Genomic DNA, 12,318 nt, shown 5'->3' on the forward strand with positions numbered 1-12,318 from the left:
GGGACTCATCGGACTCCATTCCGTTCGATGCGAACGCGGAGGAAATATCGTCCGCGAACGGCCTCGAGATTCACTCTTTGCCGAGCCAAGCGGCTTTCCTCTTCGCGGAGATGCCTCGCCAGGGTTGCAATCGTCAAACATCCACCTGATTGAAAACGCTTTCGATGGCACGGTGATTGCTTTGACTCTTGGAGCAATGCCTGTTCGACCGACACTTAGTTGTGTTGACGAGTTGATCGGACTTTGTCATGAGCAGGCAACCAACATCGACGACGACGTCTGAATCACACGCATCGGCACCATGAATTGGCCAATCGACTCTTGTCGGCGATGGAGAGACGTGTTCCCAGGACTTGTTGACAACAGCCGCCAGCGACGCTTGAAGGGAGTGACGCCGGCGAATTGAAGGAGCAGGACGTTGAACGCCTCATTCCCGGAGTTTTGCGTCGAGGGTTACACCGCGTGTAGCATCGTCGAGGACCGTTGTTGGGCGGAGCGTGACGGACATACCTTTCTCTTTCACTGGAACGGACATGCGTGGCAGCTCCACGGCCGAATTGCCCGCTGTTGGCAGTTCATGATGGATACCGCGGCCAAACGCATCTAGTCGCGACGGACGTGTCCGGGCACCTCCGGACACGATTCCTTCTCCTCACACCGGCGAGACGCGTGGGGAGAAGACGACCATCCTCCCGTTCGCTCTCATCCCTCCAGAGCCCATTCATCCCAATACCGGAAGCTTTCCATTCCCATCCCTACAAAAGAACCATGAACGTCTCGAAATGAGACTGCCTATCATCGCGGGAAAGCGGCAATTGTGACTCCGGTTTGAAAACGTGATCTTGGTCCGAGAGGTGACGGGCTTTCTTTTCTGACTAGGAACACCAGATTGCTGGCGGCGCACTCACAACTTGGAGTTTGTCGTTCTGGTTCTGCTCTTGTCAACACGGACTCGAGTGAGTGAGACGCGATGGCGAGACGCGGGTCGGGATAGGGGATGCTAGGGAACATGCGCTCAAAGGATCTGGGACTACTCTTCGCGCTCTTGGGAGCGACGTTCTGGGGAGCCGACGCCTTGCGGACGAGAGCTTCCCTGTTCGAGACGGCATGGGCGGTGGAGCTTCTGTTGTTCTCGCCTCTGGTGCTCGTTCCCTTGGCGCTGCGACTCTTCGTGGAGGTCGAGGATCAGCCGAGACCCAAGAGGCTTTTCGGGCTCGTGGTCGCGATGCAATTTCCCGCGGCGCTGTTGCTGCTGATCGCGTTTTGGCTGCCCGAGGGGATCGGTGCCTTTCTGACGCTACCCTGGCTGGCGATGACCGGATTCATGCTCTTGCTGGGAGCCCGCCGCATTTGGGTTCGAGGCTGGCCGCAGCCGTGGGGCGTCCTGGCGCAGGACGTCGGCTGGGTCTTTCTCGTGGTCGGGGCGGGGTGGCTGATGCTCTCGCGGTTGGGAGCGCGGCCGCTCGATTTCGAGCCGGTCATCGTCTTGTTGACCGCGATTCACTTTCACTACGCGGGATTTTTGCTGCCGATCTTCGCGGGGCGGGCGGCGCTCTTGGTCGGTGGTCGTCTCGCCGACGTGACCGCGATCGGCGTGGTGGTGGGCGTTCCGCTCGTGGCGATCGGCATCACCGCGACGCAAGTCGGCCTCCCGGTTCAATTCGAGTTCCTCGCCGCCGCGGCGCTAGCGGGGGCCGGGCTTCTGGTGGCGCTTTTGCATCTTCGACTCGCGATGTGGGATGAGCTGCCGGGATTCGTTCGCCTGATGTTTGGGTTTGTCTCTCTCTCGTTGACGTTCAGCATGGCGTTGGCGTTCGCCTACGGCGGCCGATGCTTCGGCTGGTGGCCGGGGCTCGACATCCCTTGGATGAGGGCGCTGCACGGAACCGTGAACGCCTTTGGGTTCGGACTGGCGGGATGTGTCGGTTGGAATCTGTTCCCCCGAAGGCGACTCCTCGAAGCGGATCCGAGCGACGACGATGCGTTGGGGGAGATGGATTAAGAATGGGGGCGAGTCGATCGGGCGCTCAGCCCCCGCGACTTCCGAGTTTCACCTCGAGGTCTTTCTTCTCCTCACCTCGCTTGATGGTGATGGTGACGGTGGCGCCGGGCTTGCACCGGTAGAGCCTCGTGGCATACTCGCGGACAGTGTGAACCGGCTTGCCGTCGATGGCGGTGATGATGTCGCCTTCCTTCAGCCCCGCCTTCTGAGCGGGGGATCCCGGCTGGACACCGTTGAGCAGGCAGCCGTCGACTTCATCCTCGTAGTCGGGCAGGGTGCCGAGATAGGGGCGTGGCCCGGTGGAGGAGATGTCCATTCCCGCGTGGGGATCCTCGTCCTTGAGCTTGACGTACTCGGGACGCTCCTTCATCTCGAGCAGTTCCTGGAGGATCGCGTCGGCGTAGTCGGCGATGCGGCGAATGCCCACGACGTTGATCTTGTCGGCGTCGTCGCTTGGACGATGATAGTCGCGGTGCGAGCCGGTGAAGAAGTGCAGCACGGGGATGCCAGCGACGTAGAAGCTCGTGTGGTCGCTGGCGCCGGTGCCGCCCGTGATCTTTTTGAGCGAGAACTTGCGTGGGCCGTTGAGTCGCTCGACCATCTCGTCGAACTGCTTGGCGCTACCGGTGCCGAAGACGGTCAGTTTGTCTTCGTCCAGTCGGCCGACCATGTCGAAATTCATCATCGCGACGGTGCCGTCGAGAGAGAAGATCGGGTCCTTCTTGGTGTAGTGCCGACTTCCGAGAAGCCCTCGTTCCTCACCGCAGAAGGCGATGAAGACGACGCGTCGCGGCGGAACACCCCGTTGGGCGGTCGCGCGGGCCAGCTCGATCAGGCAAGCGGTTCCCGACGCGTTGTCGTCGGCGCCGTTGTGGATCTCGCGAGTCTTCTTGGGGGCGAGCGAGCCCATGCCACCGTAGCCGAGGTGATCGAAGTGGGCGCCGACGACGATCGTCTCGTCCGCCTTGGGGCCTTTGCCCTCGAGGACACCGATGACATTCGGAACGCGTGCCTTGACCCGCTCGAACGCGAAGCTTCCCTCGGCTCCCAAACCCGTCAGTGGCACACTTCGCGGCTTGAGATCCTTGTCGATCGCCTTCTCGACCTCCTTGAGCCCCTTCAGCGGAGTTTGGGCGAGGAGCTTTTCGACGGTCTTTCGGCTGATCTGGGCCATCGGCATGCTCAGCGGGCTCTTGAAGCCGAGATAGTCGACGGGGACGAGCGAGTCGTCGTCGACGTCGGGAGTGGTGGTCGGGTCGCTTACTAGGAGAAGGGCGGCGGCGCGCCGGCCGTGCGCATTGCGCATCTTCGTGAGGATCGAGGCGTGCTCGGTCAACTCGTCGCCGTCGAAGACGCTCTCGGGGTCGGTCTGTTGCGGTTCGCGCCGGATGACGAGGACGACCTTTCCCTCGACGTCGAGATCCTTGTAGTCGTCGTAGCCGTGCTCTTCGGAGGTGATGCCGTAGCCCGCGAAGACGATGGGGGCGTCGAAGGTACCGTTGCCACCATAAGCCAGCGGCTGGTAGTCCTCGCCGAGGGTCAACTTTTCGACGCTATCCTTGGGCCCCGTGATTCGCATGGACGTCTTGTCTTTGAGCAGACGGCTCGAGAGCCAGACGTCGAAGTACTGGAAATAGCTGCCATCGGAGGTGCCGCTGGCGAGGCCAAGTTGCTTGAACTGGTCGCGAATGAATCCCGCCGCCTTCTCGATTCCCTTGGTGCTGAGGCCGCGGCCCTCGAGCTCGTCGGAGGCGAGATACTCGACGTCGCTCTTGATTCGCTTGTTGATCGTCAGGGCATCGAGGCCGAGGGAGATGCCACCACAGAGCGTGAGGATCAAGCCGAGGGCGACAAGGTGGGGGCGAACCAATCGTGTCAACGCAGGATCTCCTCAAATACGCTGGTATGTCCGGTCCGTGAAGTTGAGGCCATCGTTCGGCTGGCGGAGTGATGCTCGTCGAGGAGTGCCTACTTTTCCTTCTATCGTTGACAGCGTGGACCAGAAGGTCAAGAGCTAGCGTGGGATGCTTGGCGTTTGCCGTTCGCGGGCGGAGACGACCTCTCCCATTCAGGACTTCGTAGAGGCTCCAGCGACGAAGAGCCGGTCGATGACCGCGGCCCCGGTGGCGTCGCCGTAGACATTGACGGTCGTTCGCAGACGATCGAGAAACCAATCGACGGCCAAGATCGTTCCGATGCCCGCCATCGGCAGGTCGACCGCCGTCAGGACGATGACCATCGTGACCAAGCCCGCTTGCGGGATGCCGGCGGCGCCGACCGCCGCCAACGTCGCGGTGAGGAAGATGATGAATAGCTCCGCTCCCCCCAGGCTGATGCCTTGGGACTGCGCGATGAAGATGACGGCGACCGCTTCATAGAGAGCCGTCCCATCCATGTTGATCGTGGCGCCGAGCGGGAGCACGAAACTCGCCGCCTGGTTGGAGACCTTGTTGTTCTCCTCCACGCACTCAAGCGTGATCGGCAGCGTGGCGGAGGAACTCGAGGTGCTGACCGCCGTCAGCAGTGCTCGCAAGACACCGAGGGTGTACTGGATCGGTCGACGCCGCGCGACGAAGACGATCAAGCTGAACAGAAACCCGGAGTGGATTCCCAGCGCGATGATCACCGTCATGACATAGAAGCCGAGCAAGCTGAGTTGGCCGAGGAATTCGCGTCCTCCGCCTTCCTTGGCGATGTTGGCCGCGACAAGCCCGAAGATCCCGACAGGGGCGAAGTACATGATCAAGTGAACGATCTTCATGACCGCGTCGTTGACGACGTTGAAGAAGTCGACCACGGGCTGCGCGCGGACCCCCAGCGTCGTGACGGCACCGCCGAAGACGAGGGCGAAGACGATTAGCGCCAGAACGTTCGTTTCCGTCGCCGCCAGGAAGATGTTCTCCGGGAACATCCCGCTACCGGGTTCGCCCGGTCGTCCCCGAAAGACGGCGAGAAGGGTGTCGACGGCGGAAGAGCGTTCCTTGGCTTCGATGTTCTTGCTGACGTACGCGAAGGTATCGTCGGCGCCGACGCCGGGTTGAATCATCTGGACGAGGAGGATGCCGATGAAGACCGCGACCGCGGTCGTCAGCATGTAGTAGGCGACGGTCCCGATGCCGATTTTCCCGACCCGGCGGATGTCGCCAAGGGAGGTGATGCCGCAGATCATGCTCGTGAAGACGAGCGGGATGACGATTCCCTTGAGCATGCGCAGGAAGATGTCGCCGACGAAGGAGGTGAAGACGCCCAGCGAGTAAGCCAACCCGAGTTGGCCGGCCTTCATCTGGGCGTCGGCGTCGTTGGCGAGCTTCACGATGCGCTCGCGCTCGTTGTTGATTTTGGGAATCGCGTCTCGGTAGCGTTTGGCCTTCGCTTCGTCGCGGTCGGCGGCGGCGTTGTCGCCCTTGGCACGCGCTTCGGCGGCGGCTTTGTCGGCCCGTTCGGCGAAGAGCGCCTTCTGGGCGGCGGTCGCTTCCAACCGCTCCACCCGCTCGTGCGGCCCGTTGAGGGCCATCCACATCTGCCGGCCGTAGAAGCCTCCGAGGAGGACGCCGAGCACGATGCCGACGATGATCGCGATCAGTCCACCGAGACCTTCGCCACCGCTCTTCTCTTGTTGGGCTGACTCGTTGGGCATCGCACTGGTCACCGGCGTCTCCTCTAACCTTGCTCGGCTCGAACCTGCTCGAGAAACGAGGTGGTCCGTTGTAACTCAGCCGAGAGGCCCTTCACAAGATCAAACGAAGCGCCATTTTGTGGCTCGGTCGGAAGGACATTCCAGGTGTAGGTCTCGACTTCCAGATGCGGTGTTTGTTCGAGTCGCGCCACTTGCCGGAGTGCGCGGTCGAGAACGTGCCGCGTCGTTCCCAAGGGACCGAGCGACTCCTCGTGGACCGGCACGTGGAAGTGAATCCGCCACGCCCGGCTGCCCAACCAGTCCTCCGCCGGCGCCGAGGTCTGTTCCCGCGACAGGTCGGTCGACCAAAGCAGCCGTCCATCGTCGGTCAGGGCGGTGGTCTGGTGAAGGTAGCGCGGTTCGACGAAACGTGCCAGGTGCTCCCTGGCGGCCTCGTCGCGAGGATCGGTCAGTTCCAAGGCGCACGTGACGTGGACTTTCACGAGCCTGATCTCGGCCGCGTCGAGTCGGTCGATCGATTCGGCGACATCCTCGAACTCGACCGCTTGATGGCAGATGTCGTAGCAGAGCCCAAGGTGCTCCCGCACCGCGTCGGCATCCTTGGCCTCCTTCACCCAGCCGCGCAGATCCTTAAAGAACCCCAGGGCCTCGTCGGTCGTCTCGAGGAGGCAGCCCGGTTCGGGTTCGATTGCCAGTCGGATGGTGCGGCCCGTGCGCCGCCGTAGGTCCTGGAGATGGCGGGCGATGCTGACGAGGCGGGGAAAATAGACGTCGACGTCCGCGCCTTGAGGGTGAAGGGCCTTAAAGGCGCAGGGAGAGGTCGACAGGCTTCCCTCGACGCCCTCCGGCAAGAGCCGAGCGAGAAGGTCGGCGACGTCGCGTGTGTATTCCTCGCGCCGGACGTCGGTCCAATCGGGGAGGTAGACGTTCTCCTTGACGCGCTCGGCGTGGAAATTACCGAACGGGAACGCGTTCATGGTGTAGCACGTCAAGTCGTGTTCGCGGAGCCAACCTTGCAGCCAGTCGACGAGTTTGGGGTCGGTCGCGACCTCGGTGAGGGCGTCGCGGGTCATCCACATCCCGACCGCGATCGGCGTTCCCAATCGCTCCCGGAGAGGGGCGGTGTATCGCTTGAGTCCTTCAGCCACTTCCGCGAAGGTGCGTCCCGGGTGAACGTTGGCGCAGTAGGAGAGTGGGAGAGCGGAGAGTGCCATGGGAAATTGTGTCTCGCTTGCCTCGCTTCAAGTCCCTATCAACTCAGAAGGACGGTTCCGAGTGACGAACTGACGTCGGTGGGGACAGTCGCTACAATGTTGACAACTGACCAAGGTACGACCGGAACGGCGGTGGGGGAACCAAATTCACCGCGACCCGGTATCAAGGAACGCCGAGCATGCCGCAGATCGCCTGGCTGATCATCTTTGTCGTCATCATCGTTCTTCTGGTGATGCTGTTTGTTTTCACCCGTTATTTCCGACTTTGGATTCAGTGCTTCACGACCAAGGCGGGAATCGGCTTCTTCGATCTGATCGGGATGGACCTCCGGAAGGTGAACGCCGACCTGATCGTGCGGGCACGCATCATGGCGGTCCAGTCGAACATCAAGATCAGCCGCCGGGAACTCGAGTCGCACTACCTCGCGGGAGGCAATGTTCCCAATGTCGTGCGGGCGTTGATCTCCGCGAGCCGCGCCGACATCCCGATGGACTTCAAGCGAGCTTCGGCGATCGACTTGGCCGGCCGCAATGTCGAGGAGGCGGTGCAGACAAGCGTCAATCCGAAGATCATTGACGTTCCCGACCCCGCGAAAGGCAAAACGACGATCGATGCCGTCGCCAGGGACGGGATTCAACTCAAGGCGCGGGCCCGCGTTACGGTCCGAACCAATTTGGACCAATTGATCGGCGGAGCGACCGAGGACACGATCATCGCCCGCGTCGGCGAGGGAATTGTCACCACGATCGGGTCGGCGAATACCTACATGGACGTCCTCGACCACCCGGAGCGAATTTCCGAACGGGTCCTCAACTCGGGACTCGACGCGGGGACGGCGTTCGAGATCCTCTCGATCGACATCGCCGATATCGAGGTGGGAGAGAATGTGGGGGCCCGCCTGCAGGCCGACCAAGCCGAAGCGGACACGCGGCGTGCCCAAGCCCACGCGGAAATTCGACGCGCCAAGGCGGTCGCTCGTGAGGAAGAGATGAAGGCGACGGTGGTCGAGAACCGCGCCAAGGTCGTCCTCGCCGAGGCCGATGTCCCCATGGCGATCGCCAAAGCTTTCCGCAACGGTCAGTTCAACCTCATTGGCAAACCGAACCCTGTCGACGGCGACGGGGCCGATCAACCTACCTAGACCGCGCCGCCGAGACTCGAGTTGATAGACGCGTGGAGTACCGAAGGATTGGGTTGGACTGTTCGACGCAAAGACGGGAAGCTAGAGGTGACTCCATCTCGCGAGAGCAGCGTCGTAATCGATGGCCGACCGAGCCAGACGTCCGATCCCACTCGATCAGACTCCAGCCGCCGCGAAGACGAACTTTGCCCCTGAGGAGGAAATGGAGCCATGGCGGATCATTCGCCGCATCAGAAGCGCATCATCCGTCGCTATTACAACAACATCGATGGCATCCTTTGCCAGCGGCTCTCGGAACTGACGACCGAGATTTACCTCGCCGAAGGGAAAAAGGCGGACAGTCTCTGGAAGCGTGCCGAGAAGGCGCTGGCGAAAGCCGGTTTGCCGCAACAACGGATTGAGCATCTACTGGAACGACGCGATCCCAAGTTGCTGGCCCAAGTCGTCAAGGAATTGACGGCCTCTTAGCCCGCGAATCAAGGTGTCGGATATCGCTTCGAACGTCGATCGATGTCGGCATCGAAAGGACTCATCCCATGTCGGCCGACGAATACCGCCGACTTGTCCTCAAGAGCGAACTCGTTTCCCCCGAAGACCTCGAACGCGTCTGTCGTGACATCGACGATCTGAAGCGGCAGGACGCCGAGGATCTCGCCGAACGACTCGTTCGTCACGGGTTGCTGACCGAGTGGCAGGCTCGCCAAATCCACACCTCGCGCGGACGACGTCTCGTCATCGATCACCGCTACCGTCTCCTCGACAAACTCGGGGAAGGAGGGATGGGAGCGGTCTTCGCCGCGCGCGACACCATCACCAAGCGGACCGTGGCCCTCAAGATCCCGCGTCCCGACAAAGTTAGCCGTAATCCCAACACCCTCAAACGTTTCCGACGCGAAGCGGTCGCCAACGCGCGACTCGAGCATCCCAACATCGTGCGCGCCCTGCGTATCGGCACCGACGGGCGGCTGCACTACATCGCATTTGAACTCGTCGCGGGCGAGGACTTCGAGGAGCTCGTGACCCGTTTGGGTGTTGTCTCGGCCGAGCAGGCGACCGACTACATCGCGCAAGCGGCGGACGGGCTCGCTTGCATCCACCGGCATGGCGTCATTCATCGCGACCTGAAGCCCTCGAACTTGTTGGTCACTCCCGAGGGTGAAGTGAAGATCCTCGACCTCGGCTTCGCTCGTCTCACCGGCGGCCACGAGGGAGACGGCTCCGACGGCACGGCATTGACCAAGACCGGCATCCTCGTCGGCACGCTCGACTACATGGCTCCCGAGCAGGCCGAGGACACGCGCCAAGCGGACATCCGGAGCGATATCTACGGGTTGGGGTGCACCTTCTACGAGTTGCTCGCCGGCCATCCTCCCTTCGAGGCCGACAGCGACTTCGACATGCTCATGAAGCACGTCAACGATCCGATCGTGCCGATCGAGGGGCTCGATCCCTCGTTGATGGCGATCCTGGCGAAGATGCTGGCGAAGAAGCCGGCCGATCGCTACGCCACGCCCGACGAGTTGCACGACGCCCTGCGCGGTTGGCAGCGCCGAATCGGTTTCGATTCGACCGACGTGACGGTCGCCAGCCCCGTCATTCGCCCGAGAGCCTCTCGGGAAGGCCGCCGGGTGGAGTCGCACGACTTGCCCGAATGGTTGGGCGAGCCCCGGTTCGATTTATCCGCCTTTCGGCCGCCGGAGCAGCGTTGGCGCCACGCGCGTGCGCTGGTGATCGCCCTCGCCGGCGCCGTACTGATCGCGTCGCTTGTCGGTGGTTGGCACTGGCTGGGGCGGACGACCATGACGTTCGAGTGGCCCGAGCATCAACGCAAGAATGTCGCGATGATCGTCGATGGTGAGAGTGTACCCGTCCCCGAAAAAGGCCCCATCGAGATCGACGGCTCCTGGGGGTTTCGGGTGATTCGTCTGCACCGGCCTGGCTATGAGTTGGTCGTCTATCGCTGGTTTCTGGAACGAGGCGAAGTACGTAGCACCGTTCCCGAGTGGATTCCGACGCCGAGGACGGTTCGTCGCAACGGGCTCGAGCAGTTGACGCGCGAGGTAGCGGCGATTCGCGAAACGCCGGCGACCTCGGCCCAGCTCGATGACTTGCGAACACGGTTGAACCAGTTCGTCTCGAAGTGGGCCAGGACCAATGAGTCGCTCAAGGCGGCCGAGCTGTTTTCGCTGCTTCCAAGTCCCCTCGACGCCGTCACCACCACGACCGATGCCGTCTCGTCGTTTCTCTCGCCCGAGACGAAAGTGGTCGGGTTGCTCGAAGTGCCCGCGAAGCAACTGGGACACTGGGCACCGGTGGGCGCCGTCGCGTTCAATCTCCAAGGGGACCGCGTCGCCACAGCAGGTGCCGATGGGATGATCAAGCTCTGGGATGTCGAGTCGCGGACCCTCCTGCGACAGTGGCCCTCCGAGGAAGAGTCGGTCGAGCAGCTCCTCTTTTTCGACGACAACCAACACCTCGTCTCCGTCAGTGCCTCGTCGCGCGCGCGGGTTTGGCGCCTTTTGACCGGAGAACTGATCGCCGACCTGGGCGAGGGAGTGGGGGCGGTCGCCGCCGGAGCTTCCGAGGGCGAGTTGATCGTCGCCGAGGTCGCGAGATCGGAGGACAACGAGCGCGCCGCCGATCGCCCCTTTGAGGGAGCGGTGGTGGTTCTCGATTGGCAAACGAACGCTCCGAAGCGAGAACTCCTTCCCCCCGTACCCGGTGGCTACCGAGCGGTGGCGATTTCGCCGGATCGAACCGTCGTCGCCGCCGCGGCCGACTCGGGGGGCATCGTCGTCGTCGAACTGCGCTCGGGTAAGCCGCGCTCGCTTCGGGCGGAGGGAGAAGTGGTCGATGCGCTCGCGTTCAGCCTCCATGCCAGTTGGTTGGTCGGGATTGGTGGGGATGGCCGCACGCTGTCGGTTTGGGAGCGTCGCGACGGGACGAAGGTCAACAGCGGGAAGATTCCCAAGGGAGCGACCACCTCGCTCGGATCGGGCGGGGATCGGTTCGCGGTGAGTTCACGCGCGGGAACGTACGTCGTCGGTCGCTTTCCACGGGCCAACGATGTCGAGACAAGAGGTACCGACTTCGGGGAGATCGCCGCGATCCAGCTATCGCTCGACGGCAGGCACATCGCACTCGGGACACGCGACCACCTGGTCGAGATCGCCGATTCCGATCAAACGGCCGCCGCCCCCGTACCCATCGCCGGCGTGAGACAGTGCGTCTTCGCTCGCGACGCGCGGCACATGCTCACCCTGGACCTGGGTGGGCGACTGCGACACTGGAGCGTCCCCTCGGGCGAGGAGTTCGACCCCATCGACCCGGGTTATCGCGCCAATCTCCTCACGGCGGCCCGTTTGGCTCCCTTGATCGCCTTTGCCAACGATCAAGGTGAAATCTCGCTGCTCGACACGAGCACCTGGCTCCTCCCGGAACGTTTTCCGGTGAAGGGCGATGTCGTCAGTATGGCACTGACCGACGACGGGACGCGCTTGGCGGCGGGGACGCGACAGGGGGCGATCCTGCTGTGGAACCTCGGTCTCGAGGGCATCACCCCGGCCCGAACGATCAGGCTCAAGAAGGGGATTCACGCCAGCGACTTGACCTTCAGCCCATCGGGAGACATCCTCGCGACCGCCATCGCGCCTCACGACGCTGGCTCGATGGTGGATGGGAGTGTCCTTCTCTGGGATCCCGAAACGGGCGAAAATTGGGGACGTCTCGAGGGGCAGGGCGACCCGATGACGCGCGTCGTCTTCAGTCCGTCGGACCGGGTACTGACCGCGCTGGACGCGGAGGGTCGCATTTACACATGGGACGCCGAGAGCGGGAACCTGATGTGGTCGACCGACGAGGGGCAGCCTCCAGCCAACGCCCTCGACTTTCATCCGACGGGTAAGACGCTCGTGACCAGCAACGATCGGGGGGCGGTTCATCTATGGGACGCTCGGGTCGGCGTCTTGAAGGCGACTCACCGCGTCGGGCCTCCGGGAGGGATCGTGGCGGACGTCGCCTTCAGTCCCAGTGGCAACTATGTCGCCACGGGCAACGGGGATGGCACGGTCTACTTCCTACACGTCCCGACGACCGAAGCGTCCGACTGACCTCGTGTTGGTAGTCTCCTGACTGATTGATCCGTTACCGAAGGGTCTCTTGGAGGGGGCGGTGCCCCGCGCTCCGTGGGCATGCGGGAAACACGTGTGGTTGGGCAAGCTCCCGCACGATCAGCGGCCGAGACCCAATGCGATGAACTTGCCAATCAGGACACCGGTGCTCTGTTCCAGCTTGAAGCTGGTGTTGGTGGGGACCTATCGCTTT

General features: G+C 62.7%; 8 protein-coding genes. 5 read left to right on the forward strand and 3 right to left on the reverse strand.

Annotation, left to right across the window (positions count from 1 at the left end):
* The first annotated feature begins 418 nt into the window (after window positions 1-418).
* Both Pan216_RS08065 and Pan216_RS08070 read left to right on the forward strand, forming a co-directional pair.
* Window positions 419-607: a hypothetical protein gene (locus tag Pan216_RS08065; RefSeq protein ID WP_145257288.1), complete on the forward strand. Its 189-nt coding sequence runs from the start codon at window positions 419-421 to the stop codon at window positions 605-607.
* Between the two features lie 402 nt (window positions 608-1,009).
* The gene (locus tag Pan216_RS08070; protein WP_419193394.1) at window positions 1,010-2,002 is read left to right on the forward strand and encodes a YndJ family protein; all 993 of its coding nucleotides are present in this window, start codon (window positions 1,010-1,012) and stop codon (window positions 2,000-2,002) included.
* 25 nt (window positions 2,003-2,027) lie between these two features.
* On the opposite strand, the gene Pan216_RS08075 is transcribed toward Pan216_RS08070, so the two are convergent.
* The 3 genes from Pan216_RS08075 to eboE form a co-directional block, all read right to left on the reverse strand.
* Window positions 2,028-3,881 (reverse strand): M28 family peptidase, encoded by a 1,854-nt coding sequence (locus tag Pan216_RS08075; protein WP_145257293.1) that lies wholly within the window; start codon window positions 3,879-3,881, stop codon window positions 2,028-2,030.
* Between the two features lie 189 nt (window positions 3,882-4,070).
* Window positions 4,071-5,651, reverse strand: a complete 1,581-nt coding sequence (locus tag Pan216_RS08080; protein WP_419193395.1) for a dicarboxylate/amino acid:cation symporter — start codon at window positions 5,649-5,651, stop codon at window positions 4,071-4,073.
* 11 nt (window positions 5,652-5,662) lie between these two features.
* Entirely contained in the window at window positions 5,663-6,853 is a 1,191-nt protein-coding gene (gene eboE / locus Pan216_RS08085; RefSeq protein ID WP_145257295.1) for a metabolite traffic protein EboE, read from the reverse strand.
* Between the two features lie 179 nt (window positions 6,854-7,032).
* On the opposite strand from eboE, the gene floA reads away from it, so the two are divergent.
* The 3 genes from floA (at window position 7,033) to Pan216_RS08100 (ending at window position 12,104) form a co-directional block, all read left to right on the forward strand.
* Complete coding sequence (floA, locus tag Pan216_RS08090; RefSeq protein ID WP_145257298.1) at window positions 7,033-7,995, forward strand: flotillin-like protein FloA; 963 nt, start codon at window positions 7,033-7,035, stop codon at window positions 7,993-7,995.
* Window positions 7,996-8,205: 210 nt separating this feature from the next.
* Complete coding sequence (locus Pan216_RS08095; RefSeq protein WP_145257301.1) at window positions 8,206-8,463, forward strand: hypothetical protein; 258 nt, start codon at window positions 8,206-8,208, stop codon at window positions 8,461-8,463.
* Between the two features lie 68 nt (window positions 8,464-8,531).
* A complete protein-coding gene (locus tag Pan216_RS08100) occupies window positions 8,532-12,104 on the forward strand; it encodes a WD40 repeat domain-containing serine/threonine protein kinase (protein WP_145257304.1) in 3,573 nt (1,190 codons plus the stop codon).
* The last annotated feature ends 214 nt before the right edge of the window (window positions 12,105-12,318 follow it).

The organism is Kolteria novifilia, assembly GCA_007748055.1.
Classification (GTDB): Bacteria; Planctomycetota; Planctomycetia; order Kolteriales; family Kolteriaceae; genus Kolteria; species Kolteria novifilia.